This window comes from Rhizorhabdus sp. P4_G6 (assembly GCF_056401045.1).
Genome location: NZ_JBFUKC010000005.1, coordinates 143,826 through 160,787, shown reverse-complemented (window position 1 = coordinate 160,787; position 16,962 = coordinate 143,826). Strand labels below are relative to the sequence as shown.

Below are 16,962 nucleotides of genomic sequence, written 5' to 3'. Positions count from 1 at the left end.
GTTCCGAGTGAAGCTGACCGCCATCAAGCCCTCTTTCTGGGCCAAGGAGCACCACCTCGACCGCATGACCTTGCGCGAGCTGGTTGTCGCCTATTTTCAATATCCGGCGATCATCGGCTATCTCGCCTGCGCTTCGGTGGCCATCGGCTTTTATGTCCGCTACCCGGCCCCGGTGCTGTCGACGCTGGCGTCGGTCGGCGTCGCTGTGATGGTCTATCCGCTCGTCTGGTATTGCCTTCACCGCTGGGTGCTGCACAGCCGCTGGATGTTCAAGGTGCCGCTGCTGGCCGCGACCTGGAAGCGTATCCATTACGATCATCACCAGGATCCGAACCGGCTCGAGATCCTGTTCGGCGCGCTCCACACGACCTTGCCGACGATCGCGCTGGCGACGGCGCCGGTCGGCTATGCGATCGGCGGTACCGGCGGTGCCCTGGCCGGCCTGGCGGCGGGGCTGCTGACGACCTGTTTCTACGAATTCTGCCACTGCATCCAGCATCTGGCCTACAAGCCGAAGAACAGGACGCTCGCCGAGATGAAGGCGCGCCACATGGCCCATCATTTCCATGACGAGCGCGGCAATTTCGGCATCACCAACTATTTCTGGGACAGGCTGTTCGGCACCTATTACGAGCGGATCGACAAGGACAGGAAGAGCGAGACTGTGTTCAACCTCGGCTACACGCCCGAGGTGGCCGAGCGCTATCCACACGTCGCGCGCCTGTCCGGCGGTGTCGCTACCGGCCACCCGAGCCAGCGCATCAAGCACTGATGGCCGTCACCGTCCGCCCGGTGGCCGGCAAGGCGGACCGGAAACTCTTCATCGATCTCGCCTATCGGCTCAATGCCGACGATCCGAACTGGGTTCCGCCGCTGCGGATCGAGGCGATGGAGCTCATCACCCCGGGCAAGAACCCCTTTTACGAGCATGCCGAACAGCAGCTGTTCATCGCCGAGCGGGATGGCAAGCCGCTGGGCCGCATTTCGGCGCATATCGATCATCTCTGGCTGTCGATGCCGGCCGAGCAGGGCGGCGGCCCCGAGATCGGCAATTGGGGCCTGCTCGAAGCAGCCGACCAGGACATCGCCACCGCCCTGATTGCCGAGGCCGAGGCCTGGCTCAAGGCCAAGGGCATGACGAGCGTGATGGCCCCGATCAGCTGCTCGATCTGGGAAGAGCCGGGCCTGCTCGTCCACGGCCACGATCATTCGCCGACAGTGATGATGGGCCATCACAATGCCGCCTATCAGGGTTGGATCGAGCCGCTCGGCTATGCCGGCGTCAAGGACCTGCTGTGCTACGCGGTCAACATCGCGCAGCCTTTTCCGGCGCTGGTCCAGCGTATCGTCAGTTCCGGGGAGCGCAATTCGCGCATCCGCATCCGCAAGGTGGACAAGAGCCGCTTCGACGAGGAGGCGGCGCTGATCCTGTCGATCCTCAACGATGCCTGGTCGGACAATTGGGGTTTCGTGCCGATTACCCCTAGCGAGATCGCCTATACCGGCCGCAAGCTGAAGCCGATCGTGTTCGAGGACCTGATCCGGGTCGCCGAGGTCGACGGAGAGCCCGTAGCCTTCATGCTCACGCTGCCCGACCTCAACGAACTGACCGCCGACCTCGACGGGCGGCTGTTCCCGTTCGGTTGGGCGAAGCTGCTGTGGCGGCTGCGCAGGCCGCAGGTGAGCACGATGCGAGTGCCGCTGATGGGCGTCGTGAAAAAGCTCCAGGCGACACGCCTTGCCAGCCAGCTCGCCTTCATGATGATCGAGTATATCCGCCGTGATTCGGTGGCCAACTATGGTGCGACCCGCGCCGAGATCGGCTGGATCCTCGACAACAACCAGGGGATGCGCTCGATCGCCGAGACGGTCGAGGGCAGCGTCAACAAGACCTACCGGATATATTCCAAGGCCTTGTGATCGCGCCGCGACCGGCGGAAGGGGCATTCCGGATTTCGCGTGAACGGCGTAGAGCCGCGACATGACCCTGCAATCCTGGTGGATCTTCGTCTGCGCAACCTTCCTGATCTCGGCCATGCCGGGACCGAACATGCTGCATGTGATGCGCCAGGGCATGCGGCATGGAATAGTGCGCGCATCGTTCGCCATGCTCGGGTGCATGCTGGGGCTGCTGGGCCTTTTCGGTCTCTCGGCACTTGGCATGAGTGCGTTGCTGTCGGTGCTGCCTCACGCCCTGAACGCGATCAAGATCGTCGGTGCGCTCTACCTGGTCTGGATCGGGATCAGGGCCTGGCGCGACGATAGCGCACCCTTCGACGTCGCGGGCTGCGACATGGATGCGCGCCGCGAGAGCGGCGCAGAGCTGTTCCGCGGCGGCTTCGTGATCAGCATCAGCAACCCCAAGGCGCTGATCTTCGCGACGGCGTTCTTCCCCCAGTTCGTCAGCCCTGCGCTTCCCCAGGGTCCGCAATTCGCGATCCTGCTGATAACCTTCGTCGTGATCGAAATGAGTTGGTATTTCACCTATGCCAGCGGCGGGCATGGGCTCGCGCGCTATATGCGCAGGTCGGAATGGCAGAGGATGTTCAATCGCGCTACGGGTGGGCTGTTCATGCTGTTCGGCGTGTCGCTGCTGGCGTGGCGCCACCGGTAGGAGAGAGACATTGACGATCGACGATATCGACGACGCGGCCGCCGCGACCGCGTTCCGGCGGCTGATCCGCCATCTGCAGCATCGCACCGATGCGCAGAATGTCGACCTGATGGGGCTCGCCGGCTTCTGCCGCAACTGCCTGTCGGACTGGGTCGGCGAGGCGGCAGGTGGCGCGCTCGACAAGGAGGCGGCGCGCGAGGCGGTCTATGGCATGCCTTATGCGCAGTGGAAGGCCGGCCAGCCGGCGGCGACGCCAGAGCAACTCGCGCGGATGGATGCGAGCGTAGCGAAGAACCGCGCGTGAGCGCGTCTCCTACCGCAGCGTGATCCAAGTCGGCGCATGGTCGCTGGCCTTTTCCATCGCGCGCGTATCCTTGTCGACGCCGGCACCGGTCAGCCGGTCCGCGGCGGCGGGGCTCAGCATAAGGTGGTCGATGCGGAATCCCGCGTCACGCTGCCAGGCGCCCGCCTGATAGTCCCAGAAGGTATAGACCGGGCCATGCGGATGGATGGTGCGAACGGCGTCGGTCCACCCGCCGTTGCACAGCCGGCGAAAGGCGGAGCGGCTTTCCGGCTGGGTGAGGGCGTCGCTCGCCATCGCCCGCTCCGAAAAGACGTCGTCGGTCGAAGCCGTGGGGATGACGTTATAGTCGCCGCACAGCACGACGGGGGCCTCGCTTTTCCAAAGCTCCGCGGCGTGATCGATCAGCCGGTCGAACCAGGCGAGCTTATATTCGAACTTCGGTCCCGGCAGGGGATTGCCGTTGGGCAGATAGATCGATCCGACGATCACCCCTTCGACGTCCGCCTCGATGTAGCGGCTGTGGCTGGGATCGGGGTCGTCGGGCAGGCCCTTGCGCCGCTCGATCGGCTGGCTTCCCCTGGCGAGGATGGCGACGCCGTTGAACCCCTTCTGGCCGTGCCAGATAGCGCCATATCCGGCAGCTTGGATCTCCGCGATAGGAAAGGTTTCATCCGAGGTCTTGATCTCCTGCAGGCAGGCAACATCGGGCGCCTTCTGCTCAAGCCACTCCAACAGGCGAGGAAGACGGGCCTTGATCCCGTTGATGTTGAACGTCGAGATTTTCATGGGCGAGGAGATAGCGCGCAGCGAGAGCGGCGTCACCGCTCAACTTCCGACTGCCCTCCCTCAAGCTAGATCGAGAAGCTCGATCCGCAGCCGCAGCCGGAGGCGGCGTTCGGGTTGGTCACCTGGAAGGCCGCGCCGCCGAGCGATTCGACATAGTCGACCGCGCCGCCGCGGACGAGGTCGAGGCTCATCGGATCGACCACCAGCGACACGCCGTCGCGGATCGTGACCAGATCGTCCTCGGCCGGCGCTTCGGCCAGCTCGAACTTGTACTGAAAGCCGGCACAGCCGCCGCCGTCGATGGCCAGCCGGAGGATCGCCGGCTTGCCCGTCTTCTTCGCGATCGCGGCGACGCGCGCAGCGGCGGAGGGGGTCAGGTCGATGTCTGCGATGGTTGTCATGACGGGGAAGATAGGCACTTGGAAGCCCGCCGACAATCGCTGGCAGGCTTCTGCGGTCCTTTTATGCCGCCACGGCTCAGTCTTCGGGACCGCCGAGCGCGACGTCGGAGCGCTGTTGGCTCGCCGCCATCAGATAATTGGCGGACTGGAGGAACGGGATCGGGTTGACGGCATGACCATCGATCCGGACCTCATAATGGAGATGACTGCCGGTGGAGCGGCCGGTCGAGCCGACATAGCCGATCAGTTCGCCGCGCTTGATGCGCTCACCCGGATGCGCGGCAATGCGGGACATATGGCCGTAGCGGGTGGCGATCCCCTTGCCATGATCGATCTCGACCATGTTGCCGTAGCCGCCGAACCACTCGGCACGGTCAACGATGCCGTCAGCCGTCGCGTAGATCGGCGTTCCGGTCGGCGAGGCGAGATCGACACCGGCATGCATCGCGGCATAGCCACGGAACGGGTCGGAGCGGACGCCGAAGGCGCTGGTGAAGGTGTAGTTGGCGATCGGCTGGATCGAGGGGATCGAGATGACCCCGTTGTCCATCGCGTCGAGCTTCTTCCAGGACTGGAACAGAGCCTGGAACTGGGCAGCCGACTGGGCGTTTGGAGACGAGTCCCCGGTCTGGGCCAGGCCGGGCGTCACCACGGACGTCATCAGCAGTGCTGCGGCGATTGCCTTGGTGCGACTCGAGCGCAGGTTGCTGGAAAGAAGGCGCAGACCGGCCCGTACGAAATTGCTCAGGAAGTGCATTATTCCCCCGCGACCGGAACGATCCCGACCGAAACACCCGGCCGGGCCCTGTTATTCGCCGTCGGGATTTGCCCCCCCTTCTGCGACCGGGCGGTTGTGAAAAAGATCACAGGACGCCGCAACCCCAGCCATCATTTCTTTCGTTAACCCGGCCTCATGGCGGGCTGAGTCGTTGAATGGCGGCTTGATGCTCCCCCTGAAATGCAGGCGGACCTGCGATTGCCAACTCTGCACGCAGTCGATTCGCATCGCACCGCACAAAAAGCCGAACCATTCGACCCCGGCTGCAACATGCGCGATCTCATCGGTTGCGATGCGGCGCAGCACCTGCGCCGACCGGCGATCACCAGCGCCTTCGAAACGGCTTATCAATGAAGGGGTTACGTCGAGCCCCCGCGCTTCCAGCACCATTGGCACCACTGCCAGCCGGGCGAGCGGATCGCCGGCGGTCTGCTGCGCGGCCTCCCACAAGCCGTCGTGCGCGGGCAGGTCACCATAGCGTGCGCCGCATGCATTCAGCCGGCGTTCCAGCAGCGCGAAATGCATGGCTTCCTCGGCGCCGACCTTCATCCAGCGATCGACGAAGGCACGAGGGAAGGCTGCGCCGAAGCGGCCGATGAGATCGAAGGCAAGGTCGATCGCGACATATTCGATATGGGCGATCGCGTGCAGCATCGCGATCCGCGCCCGCTCCGATCCGGCCCGCCCGCGCCTGGGCATGCGCGTTGGCGGCAGCAGGGGCGGCCGGTCTGTCCTGGCGGGCTTGTCGGGCATCGGCGTCGCAAACGCCCAGTCGAGTTCACCGAGCCGCCATCGGCGCGCGGCGCGGCGGGCGGCCTTTACCTTCGCCAGCGGGTCGGGCTCGTCGAGGACGGCTCGGCAGGCCGCGGAAACGTCCATCACGAAACGGCCCGTCATCAGGAGGCCGCCTGGGCCCGCGCATATTCGCGATGCGCCTCGTCGAGCGCGAGGATCGAGCGAACATGACGCCGCGCCACGGCGAGGCGGTCGTCGCCATAGCCCCCGCCCAGCGCGCTGGCTAGCGGTATGCCGCGCATCCGCGCCTGCCGCATCACGAAGCGATCACGCGCGCGCAGGCCGTCGTCGCTCAGCGCGAGCCGGCCGAGCTTGTCATCGCGATGCGGGTCGACCCCGGCCTGGTACAGGATCAGATCGGGACGGAAGCCGTCGAGCGCGGACGGTAGATGCTCGGCGAGAGCGGCGAGATAGGCTTCGTCGCCGGTTGCGTCGGGCAGGCCGAGATCGAAGCTGGACTGCGCCTTTCGCGCGGGGAAGTTCCTCTCCGCATGGAGGGAAAGGGTGAAGACGTCCTCGCGCCCTGCCATCAGGACGGCGGTGCCGTCGCCCTGGTGGACATCGAGATCGACGATCATGATCCGTGCGGCATCGCCTTCGGCGATCAGCCGGTTCGCCGCGATGGCCAGGTCGTTGAAGATGCAATAGCCGGCGCCCCTATCCGCCAGCGCATGATGGCTGCCGCCCGCGCTGTTGGCCGCATAGCCATGATCGAGCGCGAGCTTCGCCGCCAGCCAGGTGCCGCCGGGCGCGAGGAAGGCGCGCCGCGTTACGCCTTCGGTGACGGGAAAGCCGATGCGGCGGGCCTTTTCGGGCGGAACCTGCGACGACGCTACTTCCGCGACATAGGCCTGATCGTGGACCGCCTCGATCCAGTGGCGCGGCATCGGTTCCGGCTGGTGCAACCGGTGCGGCAGCTGCGTCTCCGCCATCGCGATCATCACCAGCCCGTATTTATCGAAGCTGAAGCCGCTGCCCGGCGCCGCCGGCGAGACATAATAAGGATGATGGACGAGCTGCAGCATCTTGCCAGCGTAGCGCCTTTTACCGATGGAAGGCCATGACCCAGGAATTTGTACGCCCCGATGTCCGCGCCTTTCTGGACGATCTCAACGGCCGGGATGGTCCGAAGACGCATGAGGTGGACGTCGGCACCGCGCGCCGGATGTCCGCGAAGCTGCGTCACATCGCCGAGTTGCCGAGCCCGCCGATCGCCACGCGCGAGGATCTCTACATCTCGGCTGCCGACGGCCGCTCCATTCCGGCGCGCTTCTACGACGCCCGCGAGCGGCGCGGGGACGGGCCGCTGGTGGTGTTCTTCCATGGCGGCGGCTTCGTGCTCGGCGATCTCGAGGCCTATGACGCCGCCTGCGCCGAGATCGCGATCGGCCTCGATCTCCCGCTCCTCTCGATCGACTATCGGCTCGCGCCCGAGCATGGCTGGCCGGCGGCGCCCGACGACTGCGAAGCCGCAACGCGCTGGGTGGCGGAGCAGGCCATGCTGTTCGGCCGCCAGATCAATTCGCTCGCGCTGGCCGGCGACAGCGCTGGCGGCACGCTGAGCATCGTCACCGCCATGGCGCTGCGCAATCATCCGGCGGCCTTGCCGGTGATCGCGATCTGGCCGCTCTATCCGGCGGTCGACCTCCGCAAGCGCTATCCGTCCACGGAGCGGCTGGGCGAGGGCTATATGCTCAGCCTGGATACGCTGCGCTGGTTCAACGAGCATTATAATCCGGATTTCCACCATTGGCGCGCCTCGCCCCGCCTGGGCGACCAGCGTGGCATGCCGCCGGCGCTGATCGTGACCTCGACGCTGGATCCGCTGCTCGACCAGGGCCGGGCCTATGCGATGGCCTGCATCGAGGCCGGCGTGCCGGTGGCCTATCGCGAGGCCAAGGGGAATATCCACGGCTGGTTGACGCTGCGACGGGCGATCCCGTCCTCGCAGGAGGACCTGCGCGGCTGCCTCGCCGCGTTCCGGATGATGATCGAGGAATATCGCCCGTGAAAAAGACTCTGCCCTACCGTCCCGCCGCGGCGGTGATGCTGCTCAACAGCGAGGACAAGGTGTTCGTCGCCCAACGCATCGACAGCCAGCTCGAGGCCTGGCAGATGCCGCAGGGCGGCCTCGACGCCGGCGAAGATCCCCAGGCCGGCGCACTGCGCGAGCTGGAGGAGGAGACCGGCATTCCGCCCCATCTGGTGGAGATATTGGGCCAGGCGCCCGAGCTGCTGCTCTACGACCTGCCGCCCGAGCTGCAGGGCAAGATCTGGGGCGGCAAATATCGCGGCCAGAGCCAGTACTGGTTCGCTGCGCGCTTCCTCGGCACCGACGCCGACGTCAACATCGACACCCCCCAACCCGAGTTCCGCGCCTGGAAATGGGTCGATGCGCGCGAGCTGGTCGACCTGATCGTGCCGTTCAAGCGAACGCTTTATGCGCAGGTGGTGGAGGCTTTTTCGGAGTTTCTGCCGCGATAAGCTCGCTTTCGGCGAGGCTGGTCGTGAAAGCGGGAAGGAGGGAGACGGGTGTTAGCTGCCGGGCAGATTTCGGTACGATAATCAGATTTTCTGCCGTTGAGGCGCATCAGTTGTCCAACACATGCACGCCTTTGGACGGGTTCTCGCGATAGTGGGACAATCTGCTCTCAAGCGACCCCAAATGGATTTCGAGTTTATGCCCGTCTGGATCGAGAAAGTAGGTCGAAGCTCCCTCGCTTCTGTTGTCTTTCCAGATGATGCATTCGGCCATCAGGCGCTCTCTCATCGCCCCGTAATCCGCCTCGGACACGCTAAAGGCGATGTGGCTATAATCCGGGTGCGGTGACGACCGTGCGTGGTGATCGCGGGAAAGGCAAAGCCATAACGTCCCAGCCTCAAGATAGGCGCCGTCGGCCCACACCGCTCGGGTGGTACAACCGAGAACGTCACGATAGAATGCCAAGGAACGCTCAACGTCCGCAACCGCCAGCGTGATGTGGTTCAAACCGCTTACACCTGCTCCCATCGTCCATCTCGCGCTTCTGTTCTACCATCTGCTATCGGGCGGAGCGGGCAACGGATCAAGCGTCTGGCTTTGGTCGCAACCGTCGTTCGGTTCAATCCGGTGTGGAATAGCTGGAAGGCCGCAGAAGATGATTCGAGTTCCGGCTGGAGCAGGCGTAGTACATGGATCGGGGGCAATCGAAGGATGCGACCGATGAGACTCTTCCTGATCGCGCTCTGCGCCATGATCGTTGCCGCCTTGCTGACGTTGGTCTTCATGGCTTTGGTCGATGTCCGCAGCATGGTCTGGCCGCTGCTGGGCTATGCCTTCGTCACCACATGGGCGCTGCTCACCATCGGCATCCGGTTTGCGATGGGGCGGCCCGAAGCTTCGGACGTGTACTGAGACGCCAGCAGGCCGGCGGGTGCTGGCGATCTCATTCCAGGAAAGGAATGATGTCCTCACGCAATTGATATGCCGCACGCTCGGCGGCAGCCCGGATGTCTGCACCGGCCTTGTTGTCGCCAGCCTCGACCGACATCGCGAGTATCGTGACCAGCGCTTCGCGGATCGCTGGCGAAGAAATATAACTGGCCCCTAGTTCGGAACGATTGGCTTCAAGAACTTCACATACGATCTGCGCGAGGAGATCCTGCTGACGGTCGTTCATGGGGCTACGCTTCCAGTCTGATGGAATGAGACGCTCTATGCCGTTGCAGGTGTCAAGTGCAGCTGGGACAAAGGCTGGCTTGCGCACCAATGGCCGGGATTGATGCAATGCGGTAGCCGCCGTTCAATCCATGCTGGAATGAACAGGCATCAGATCGCCTCGACCGCGGCCAGCACCTCCTCGGCATGGCCCTTGACCTTCACCTTGCGCCAGATCCGGGCGATCCTGCCGTCCGCGCCGATCAGGAAGGTCGCGCGATCTATGCCCATATAGTTGCGGCCGTAGAGCGTCTTTTCGATCCAGGTGCCGAACGCCTCGCAGAGGCTGCCGTCGCTGTCCGAGGCGAGCTGGACCTTCAGGTCATATTTGTCGATGAACTTCTTGTGCTTCGCAGGCGTGTCTTTCGAGACACCGATGATCGTCGCGCCCTTCGCGGCGAAGGCGCCGGCCAGCGCGGTGAAGCCCTGGGCCTCGGTGGTGCAGCCGGGCGTGTCGTCCTTCGGGTAGAAATAGAGGACGAGGATCTTTCCGGCCTGGTCAGCGACGCTGGTCGTGGTCCCGTCGGGCAGCGCCAATGTCACGTTGGGGGCCTTGTCGCCTGGCTGCAGCATCATCTGTCCTCTTGTGGATACCACCTCTTAGGATGGGCTGCGCCCGAAGTTCAACCGCTTCGCGCGGCCGGCTGGGATATCGCGCTGGACCAGACCTTCTGCACGATTTCGCGTGCCTCGGCATAGGCGGCGGTCAACAGATCCCAGCTTTGATAGCCGCAGGCCTGGGCGATCACGCCGCGCTGCTCGGGCGCAGGCAACTGGTTGTGCGGCGACAGCATGCGCAGGACGATCAGCATGCGGCTGAGCACTTCGTGCGCCGGGATGATAGCGGCGTCCATCAGTCCCGCGCTCACCAGCGAACGCAGCGCCGTGCGCAGCCGGGGGTGAATGCCGACATGCTGATCGAGCTGGTTCACATGGACGGCGAATTCGAGATCGACGAGCCCGCCCGCAACCAGCTTGACGTCGAAGGGACCGCGCGGCGGCTTGTGGCGGGCGATGTCGCCGCGCATCTTCATCGCGTCGAGCAGCAGCGTGGCGCGATTGCGCGGGCAGCGCAGCCGCTGGTCGACGACCGTCTTGACCGCCTTGCGCGCGGCATCCGACCCAAAGACCGGGCGCGCCCGGGTCAGCGCCATATGCTCCCATGTCCAGGCGTTTTCGCCATGATAGCGTTCGAAGGTTTCGATCGAGCAGGCGAGCATCCCCTTGGCGCCCCATGGCCGCAGCCTCGTGTCCACCTCATAGAGTGGGCCCAGCGTCGTCACGGTCGACATCGCGGTAGTGATCTGCTGCGCGACCCGGCTGAAATATTCGTTGGCATCCAGCGGTTTGCGTCCGTCGCTATGGGTGCGGGCGTCGCCGGTGAACAGGTAGATCAGGTCGAGGTCCGAGATGTTGGTGAGCGAGCGTCCGCCGAATCGCCCCAGCGCCAGGATCACCAGCTCTGCGCCCGGCACCTCGCCGTGATTCTCCTTCATGCGCGCCAGCACATCGTCGGCCATCGCACGCAGGCCGGCCTCGGCCAGATCGCAATTGGCGATGGCGAGATCGAGCGGATCGTCGGTCGCCTCGAGCAGCTGCAGGCCGAGGCCGAAGCGGTAGCCGCCGATCGCCTGGGCGACGCGGAGCTGGCCGGCGCCACGGTCGCTGCCGCTGATCAGCAGCCTGAACTCGGCATCGAGATCGGCGGCCGGTGGAAGCGGCGCATAGGCGCTGCTGTCGATCAATCGGCCGATCAGCTCCGGCTGCGCGATCAGGTGGCGCGACAGCATCGGCGCATGGCCGAGCAGCGACAGCAGCGACTTCATCAACGACGGCCGTGCCTCGAGCGGGGCGAACAGGGTGACGTCGGCCGGCAGCCGCGACACGATCTCGTCCAGCGCGGCGAGCGCACCGTCGGGGTCTTCGAAATGTTCCAGCTCGGCCACCAGCATAGGCAGAACCGCTTCGACTGCACGCCGCTCCGAGCCGCAGCGCAGCGCCGCCGGCACTCCGGCCCGCCACTCGCGCAGCCGCCGCGCGGCGGTGATCGGATCGGCGAACCCCGCGTCGATCAGCGCGACTTCGGTAGCGTCGCGGACGCCGCGATAGAGCAGCGCTCGGATATCGCGCGACAGCCGGTCGTAGAGCCGCGCGGCATCGGCGCGGATCGGTGCCAGCGTGACCAGCAGTTCGGCCGCCGCCGCCACTGCGCCATCGAAGCCATCGCTGCTGAGCAGAAGATCGGACAGCGGCGCCAAGACCGCCTCGGCCTCGCCGAACGCGGCTTCGAGATCGGCGTAGCTGGCATCGAAGCTCCGGCGCATCGACGGCTGGAGCGACGTCGGCATCGACAGGCAGTCGGTAAGATCGGCTGCCAGCACCGCGAATTCGTCCAGCCTGGCGAACAGCGCGTCTATCCGCTCGCCGCCCGACGCTACCTTGAGGGTGACGCAGCGCCGTTCGAGCTCGGACAGGAGCAGGGCAGCCGGAACCTGGGGCTCTGCCGCCCGAACGATGCCGCCGGCGACATCCTGGAGCCTGGGATCATGCTTCATGCCGTTTCCGGCCCGAAGGAAAGGGGACGCCCCGATACGCTGGGGCGCCCTTCGATGAATACGACCATCGATTTTCTCACGCTAAGCAACAACACAGTTGATGCTCCCTGACTAGCAGCCAGTCTTTAAACCGGCGTCGCCTAGCGTGGTTAAAATCGTGAAAACCCTCTTCTTCCGCCGATTTCGGCTGGAGGCGGAACGAGGCCGGAATGCGGGATCCGGGCGGCGTCAGCGGCCGTTTGCCGCCCCGGCCCAGGCGGCGCTGACGAGCGCTCGTGAGGTTTCATAGGCTTTAACCAGCGAATCCCAGTCCGCTTCGCCGCAGGTCCGCGCGACCAGCGGTTTCGACGCAGGCGGCGGCTCGCCCGATGTCGGCGAGACGAGCCGCAACGTCACCAGCATCCGCGTCAGCAGCTCATGCGCAGCAATCACGGCGGAATCGATCAGCCCTTGATCCGCCAGTAGTCGCATGGCGGTGCGCAGGCGCGGATCGAAGCCGGTGCGATGGCGCAGCTGGAGCAGGTGTACCGCGAACTCGGCATCGATCAGCCCGCCATCGATCAGCTTGACGTCGAACGGGCTGGACGGTGGCTTGTGCCGGGCGATGTCGCCGCGCATCTTGATAACGTCCGCGGTCAGGGTGGCGGGATCTCGCTCGCGGGACAGCGCTTCGGTGATGATGGCCTGCACCTCGTCACGCGCGCCGGGCGAGCCGAAGATCGGCCGTGCCCGGGTCAGCGCCATATGCTCCCAGGTCCATGCGCTCTCGCGCTGATATTGGGCGAAGCTCGCGGTCGACACTGCGAGCAGGCCCTGCGTACCCGACGGACGCAACCTCGTGTCGATCTCGTAGAGCGGACCCGAGGCGGTCGGAACGGACAGGGCGGCGGAGACGCGCTGTGCCAGCCGGTTGTAATAGGTGGTGGCACCGAGCGGCCGCCGCCCGTCCGATTCGGCCAGGATGTCGCCGGTGAACAGGTAGATCAGGTCGAGGTCCGAGGCGTGCGTGAGCACCCCGCCGCCGAGTCTGCCCAGCGCGATCACCAGCAACTCGCTGCCCGGCACCTTGCCGTGGGTCTCCTCGAAAGCGGCGATGGTCGCCCGGCCCAACACATCGAATGCGGCCTCGGCGACACGCGCATAGCCCTGTGCCACGTCGATCGGATCGGCGATGCCTTCAATGAGCTGCACGCCCAGCGCGAAGCGCCGCTCGCCGACCTTCTGGCGGACGCCGTCGAGCAACTGCTCATAGCTGTCGCTGCGTTCTCCCGCGCCCAGCTCCGCGATCAGCTGGGGGAGGGGTGGTGGGGGCTCCAGCGCTGTCGAGTCGATCAGGCCGTCGATCAGCGCGGGCCGTCGGCTAAGCGCCTGCGACAGCGTCGGCGCGTGGCTCAGCACATCGATCAGCGCACGCGCCAGCGACGGTCGCGCCTCCAGCAGCCGGAACAGGTTGATCGCGCTCGGCAGGCCGGCGATCAGGTCTTCGAAACGGTTGAGTGCATTCTGCGGCGACGGTGCCTTGGCGAGCGCCGCGATCAGCGTCGGCAGCATCGCCTCGAGCGCCGCTTGGGCGACTGGGGTGCGCAGCGAGCGGCTCTTGCCGGCACGCAATATCTCGATCCGCTTGCGCGCCGAGGAGGGGTCCGCAAAGCCGCTCTCGCGCAGCAGCGCTTCAAGCTTCTCGGGCTGGTGTGGCAGCCGTTCCTCGCCGCCGCTGTCGAGCGCATCATAGGCGGTGCCGACCGTCTCGATGTGCGGGCTCAGCAAGGCGAGCAATGCGGCGCCATCGTCGAGACCGTGGAGCGCCGCAACATTGTCGAGCGCCTCCGCCTGCCTGGGCAAGCGATGGGTCTGCTGATCGTCGACCATCTGCAGCCGGTGCTCGATCGTGCGATAGAGGCGATAGGCTTCGGAGAGAGCGGCGGCGATGTCGCCATCGATCCGTCCCGCGTCGCCCAGCACGCGCAGGGCGTCCAGCGTGGCGGGCGCGCGAAGCTTCGGCTCGCGGCCGCCATGGATCAGCTGCTGGATCTGCGCGAAGAACTCGACCTCGCGAATGCCGCCGCGCCCGCGCTTGAGATCATAACCGGGGCCGAGCAGCTGCCCCTGGGCGAAATGATCGCGAATACGCCGCGAGATCAGGCGGATCTCCTGGACGGCGCCAAAATCGATCGATCGCCGCCAGATGAAGGGGCGGATCGCATCGAGGAAGCTCTGGCCCAGCGCGGTGTCGCCGGCCGCAGCGCGGGCGCGAATGAAGGCCGCCCGTTCCCACGGCAATGCTGCCGATTCATAATAGCTCAGTGCCGCGCCGATCGGCAGCGCCAGCGGCGATGCTTCGGGCGATGGGCGCAGGCGAAGGTCGACTCGGAACACGAAGCCGTGCTCGTCGCGATTCTGCAGCAGCTCGACCACGCGGCGAGCGATGCGGACGGCGGCTTCGACCGGCTCCTCGCGCGGGCGGTGCGGCAGGGTATCGGGATCGAAGATCAGGATCGGATCGATGTCCGAAGAATAGTTGAGCTCGCGGCTGCCGTGCTTACCCAATGCGAGGGCCGCAAAGCCCCGGGGTTCGGCATCGGGCATGCGCTCGATGATCGCGGTGCGGATCGCCAGGTCCAGCGCATGGTCGGCGAAGGCGGAGAGATGCTCCACCACTTCCTCGAGCGATGCCATTCCGGAGAGGTCGGCAAGCGCGGTCGCGAGCGAGACCACCTGGCGCTGGCGGCGCAGCATCTTGGCGATGTCCGGCGATCTCGCCTCGGCCAATCCGTCCCGGATCGCACGCGCCAAACCCTGGTCACGAACCGCCGCAACTGTCGCGGGGTGACGATGGACGAGCGCTGCGAGAAACGGCGAATGGCTCTCGATCCGGCGCAAAGTGTCGGAAAAATCAACGATATCCGCGCGCGACGTCATGATCATCGAATAGGCGATTTGCCGTGGAGTGCAAGAATGGGAAACTTGCGCCCTGTCGCTGCGTTATGAATATATGGAAAAGCCTAGCGCCTCTTATCTCGCGTCGCATGCGCGCATCGCCGGCGCCCGCGCGATCGATGCGCCCACGCGGCACGAGGGGATCGGCAATGCCCTTCGCGCGGCCTTCGACCCCGGGAGCTACGGGCTGCCCGAGGACTTGGTGCGGCTGCTGGGAAAGATCGACGGGTAGAGTATTTCTGGCCGGCTGGATCCGGCTGACGATGCGCAAAACGCTTGACGCGCAGTCCGTCGGCGCCGTTGATCATCGTGCCGCGCACGCATCGGCACGACGAGGTTCCGCACCTTTTCCTATTCCTTGCTCAGGAAATCCACGTCCGCCATGATCTGCTGAAGCGTCGTCGTCGAAGGGTCGGTCTTGTGGTCGCGCCGCGACGGCAGCTGGCCATGGTCGAGCAGTTGCTCGAGCGCGGCTCTACCCCGGGCAACGCGGCTCTTGATGGTGCCGACCGCGCAGCCGCAGATCTCCGCCGCTTCTTCATAGGCGAAGCCGCCAGCGCCGACGAGTATCAGCGCTTCGCGCTGAGGCTGGGGCAGGTGGAGCAGCGCGCGCTGCATGTCGGCCAGTTCGATGTGGCGATCTTGCGAGGCCGGGGCGGCTAGAAGCCGGTTGGCGGTATGCTCGTCCCACTCGCCCCGGAAGCGGGCACGCCGCATCTGCGAGAGAAACAGATTGCGCAGGATGATGAATGTCCAGGCCCGCATGTTGGTCCCGGCCTGGAAGCGCTTGCGCGCCGCCCAGGCCTTCATCAGTGTTTCCTGGACGAGATCGTCGGCGAGGTCGCGATTACCCGAAAGCGATCGGCCGAATGCCCGCAGATGAGGGATGACGCGGGCCAGCTCGGCCTTGAAATCATCATCCGAAAGTGAAACCAGTTCGGCGGCCGGTGGCGCAACGCCAGCGACGCCGTCTTGATCCTCACCATCCATCTTTTGCCGTGTCCCGCTAAACGAGTGAGCCCTTGCGCGTTTCGTCAGTAGCACTGAAAATCCCACCCGGATGTGATCGGACGGCGAGGGCCGTCCGTTCCGATGCTAGAACAAAAGCCGGGCATCTCGGTTCCAATAAAACCGCATCCGAAGCGATATCGCTCAGGCCTCGATCGTTGCCGCGTTGAAGAAGAGCGCCTGGCTGATCGCCGCCTTCACGGTCGAGCGCTGGAACGGCTTGGTGATCAGGAAGGTCGGCTCCGGCCGCTCCCCGGTCAGCAGTCGCTCCGGGAACGCGGTGATGAAGATGACCGGCACGCTGAACTCCGAGAGGATATCCTTCACCGCATCGATGCCCGAACTGTCGTCGGCCAGCTGGATATCGGCGAGGACGAGGCCCGGCCGATGCGCATGCGCCAGCGCCACGGCTTCATCACGGGTGACGGCGACGCCGCTGACGCTGTGGCCAAGATCGCGGACGATGGTTTCTAGATCCATCGCGATGATCGGCTCGTCCTCGATGATAAGGACATCGGTGCGGGTCTGGCGGTCGATCTCGGCGATCGCGTCGGCGACCAGCGCCTCGACCTCCTCCGACGTGGTGTCGATCAGATAGGCGGTGTCGCTGACGGTGAAGCCCTCCATGGCGGTGAGCAGCAGCGCCTGGCGCGACAATGGGGTGATTCCCTGCAGGCGGGCCTGGGCGATGGCTTCGCGTTCCACGCCGCCCGCGGCCGCCTCGATCTCGTCATAATTGGCAGATGCCCAGATCGCCTGGAAGGTGCGGTACAAGCCCACGCGGGCATCGACGTCCTTCGGAAAATCTTCGGGTGCGGCCACGATAGCTTCGAGCGTGGCGCGGACATAATTGTCGCCATGGCTCTGGCTGCCGGTGAGCGCCCGAGCGTAACGCCGCAGGAAGGGCAGGTGGGGGGCGAGTTTCWGGCCGAGCGACATGGTGTATTAGCACTCCCTGACTTCATTGACCGCAGGCATATGCCGCCACGATTATCGGGGAAATAGCAGCCCCACCCGTGTCGCGGAAGCCACCCGCAGCTTCCATTATCGAATGTGCGAAAAGAGACATTCGAGCTATGGAACCAAC

The 16,962-nt window shown here is 65.3% G+C and carries 20 protein-coding genes; 8 read left to right on the top strand and 12 right to left on the bottom strand.

What is annotated here, in order from left to right:
* The first annotated feature begins 64 nt into the window (after positions 1 to 64).
* From AC1DPF_RS08135 to AC1DPF_RS08120, 4 genes are all read left to right on the top strand, one after another.
* Entirely contained in the window at positions 65 to 772 is a 708-nt protein-coding gene (locus AC1DPF_RS08135) for a sterol desaturase family protein (protein WP_477869270.1), read from the top strand.
* Positions 772 to 1,920: a GNAT family N-acetyltransferase gene (locus tag AC1DPF_RS08130; RefSeq protein ID WP_477868868.1), complete on the top strand. Its 1,149-nt coding sequence runs from the start codon at positions 772 to 774 to the stop codon at positions 1,918 to 1,920. Before AC1DPF_RS08135 ends, AC1DPF_RS08130 begins: the two co-directional genes overlap by 1 nt.
* A gap of 61 nt (positions 1,921 to 1,981) precedes the next feature.
* Complete coding sequence (locus AC1DPF_RS08125) at positions 1,982 to 2,614, top strand: LysE family translocator (protein WP_477868870.1); 633 nt, start codon at positions 1,982 to 1,984, stop codon at positions 2,612 to 2,614.
* Between the two features lie 10 nt (positions 2,615 to 2,624).
* On the top strand, positions 2,625 to 2,918 hold the full coding sequence (locus AC1DPF_RS08120; RefSeq protein ID WP_477868872.1) for a DUF1244 domain-containing protein: 294 nt from the start codon (positions 2,625 to 2,627) through the stop codon (positions 2,916 to 2,918).
* Positions 2,919 to 2,927: 9 nt separating this feature from the next.
* On the opposite strand, the gene xth is transcribed toward AC1DPF_RS08120, so the two are convergent.
* The 5 genes from xth to AC1DPF_RS08095 form a co-directional block, all read right to left on the bottom strand.
* Positions 2,928 to 3,704 (bottom strand): exodeoxyribonuclease III, encoded by a 777-nt coding sequence (xth, locus tag AC1DPF_RS08115; RefSeq protein WP_477868874.1) that lies wholly within the window; start codon positions 3,702 to 3,704, stop codon positions 2,928 to 2,930.
* Between the two features lie 65 nt (positions 3,705 to 3,769).
* The gene (erpA, locus tag AC1DPF_RS08110) at positions 3,770 to 4,105 is read right to left on the bottom strand and encodes an iron-sulfur cluster insertion protein ErpA (RefSeq protein ID WP_477868876.1); all 336 of its coding nucleotides are present in this window, start codon (positions 4,103 to 4,105) and stop codon (positions 3,770 to 3,772) included.
* A gap of 76 nt (positions 4,106 to 4,181) precedes the next feature.
* Complete coding sequence (locus tag AC1DPF_RS08105; protein ID WP_477868878.1) at positions 4,182 to 4,766, bottom strand: M23 family metallopeptidase; 585 nt, start codon at positions 4,764 to 4,766, stop codon at positions 4,182 to 4,184.
* Between the two features lie 147 nt (positions 4,767 to 4,913).
* The gene (locus AC1DPF_RS08100; protein WP_477868880.1) at positions 4,914 to 5,780 is read right to left on the bottom strand and encodes a ferritin-like domain-containing protein; all 867 of its coding nucleotides are present in this window, start codon (positions 5,778 to 5,780) and stop codon (positions 4,914 to 4,916) included.
* On the bottom strand, positions 5,780 to 6,703 hold the full coding sequence (locus tag AC1DPF_RS08095; RefSeq protein ID WP_477868882.1) for a histone deacetylase family protein: 924 nt from the start codon (positions 6,701 to 6,703) through the stop codon (positions 5,780 to 5,782). Before AC1DPF_RS08095 ends, AC1DPF_RS08100 begins: the two co-directional genes overlap by 1 nt.
* Before the next feature lie 35 nt (positions 6,704 to 6,738).
* Between AC1DPF_RS08095 and AC1DPF_RS08090 the strand changes: the two genes are divergently transcribed.
* Positions 6,739 to 7,689, top strand: coding sequence for an alpha/beta hydrolase (locus AC1DPF_RS08090; protein ID WP_477868884.1), 951 nt, complete (start codon positions 6,739 to 6,741; stop codon positions 7,687 to 7,689).
* Complete coding sequence (locus tag AC1DPF_RS08085; RefSeq protein WP_477960627.1) at positions 7,686 to 8,162, top strand: RNA pyrophosphohydrolase; 477 nt, start codon at positions 7,686 to 7,688, stop codon at positions 8,160 to 8,162. Before AC1DPF_RS08090 ends, AC1DPF_RS08085 begins: the two co-directional genes overlap by 4 nt.
* Positions 8,163 to 8,268: 106 nt before the next feature.
* On the opposite strand, the gene AC1DPF_RS08080 is transcribed toward AC1DPF_RS08085, so the two are convergent.
* On the bottom strand, positions 8,269 to 8,688 hold the full coding sequence (locus AC1DPF_RS08080) for a VOC family protein (RefSeq protein ID WP_477960625.1): 420 nt from the start codon (positions 8,686 to 8,688) through the stop codon (positions 8,269 to 8,271).
* Between the two features lie 192 nt (positions 8,689 to 8,880).
* On the opposite strand from AC1DPF_RS08080, the gene AC1DPF_RS08075 reads away from it, so the two are divergent.
* Entirely contained in the window at positions 8,881 to 9,072 is a 192-nt protein-coding gene (locus AC1DPF_RS08075) for a hypothetical protein (protein ID WP_477868890.1), read from the top strand.
* Positions 9,073 to 9,103: 31 nt separating this feature from the next.
* Here the strand turns inward: AC1DPF_RS08075 and AC1DPF_RS08070 are convergent, their stop codons facing one another.
* From AC1DPF_RS08070 to AC1DPF_RS08055, 4 genes are all read right to left on the bottom strand, one after another.
* A complete protein-coding gene (locus AC1DPF_RS08070) occupies positions 9,104 to 9,337 on the bottom strand; it encodes a hypothetical protein (protein ID WP_477868892.1) in 234 nt (77 codons plus the stop codon).
* A gap of 149 nt (positions 9,338 to 9,486) precedes the next feature.
* On the bottom strand, positions 9,487 to 9,948 hold the full coding sequence (locus AC1DPF_RS08065) for a peroxiredoxin (RefSeq protein ID WP_477960658.1): 462 nt from the start codon (positions 9,946 to 9,948) through the stop codon (positions 9,487 to 9,489).
* Between the two features lie 50 nt (positions 9,949 to 9,998).
* Entirely contained in the window at positions 9,999 to 11,930 is a 1,932-nt protein-coding gene (locus AC1DPF_RS08060) for a [protein-PII] uridylyltransferase family protein (protein ID WP_477868894.1), read from the bottom strand.
* Between the two features lie 228 nt (positions 11,931 to 12,158).
* The gene (locus AC1DPF_RS08055) at positions 12,159 to 14,855 is read right to left on the bottom strand and encodes a bifunctional [glutamine synthetase] adenylyltransferase/[glutamine synthetase]-adenylyl-L-tyrosine phosphorylase (RefSeq protein WP_477960623.1); all 2,697 of its coding nucleotides are present in this window, start codon (positions 14,853 to 14,855) and stop codon (positions 12,159 to 12,161) included.
* Between the two features lie 67 nt (positions 14,856 to 14,922).
* On the opposite strand from AC1DPF_RS08055, the gene AC1DPF_RS08050 reads away from it, so the two are divergent.
* A complete protein-coding gene (locus AC1DPF_RS08050) occupies positions 14,923 to 15,099 on the top strand; it encodes a hypothetical protein (RefSeq protein ID WP_477868898.1) in 177 nt (58 codons plus the stop codon).
* Positions 15,100 to 15,218: 119 nt separating this feature from the next.
* Here AC1DPF_RS08050 and AC1DPF_RS08045 read toward each other — a convergent pair whose 3' ends face one another.
* Together AC1DPF_RS08045 and AC1DPF_RS08040 are read right to left on the bottom strand one after the other, a co-directional pair.
* Positions 15,219 to 15,857 (bottom strand): sigma-70 family RNA polymerase sigma factor, encoded by a 639-nt coding sequence (locus tag AC1DPF_RS08045; protein ID WP_477868900.1) that lies wholly within the window; start codon positions 15,855 to 15,857, stop codon positions 15,219 to 15,221.
* 162 nt (positions 15,858 to 16,019) lie between these two features.
* Positions 16,020 to 16,814 (bottom strand): response regulator, encoded by a 795-nt coding sequence (locus tag AC1DPF_RS08040; protein WP_477960621.1) that lies wholly within the window; start codon positions 16,812 to 16,814, stop codon positions 16,020 to 16,022.
* Between the last annotated feature and the right edge of the window lie 148 nt (positions 16,815 to 16,962).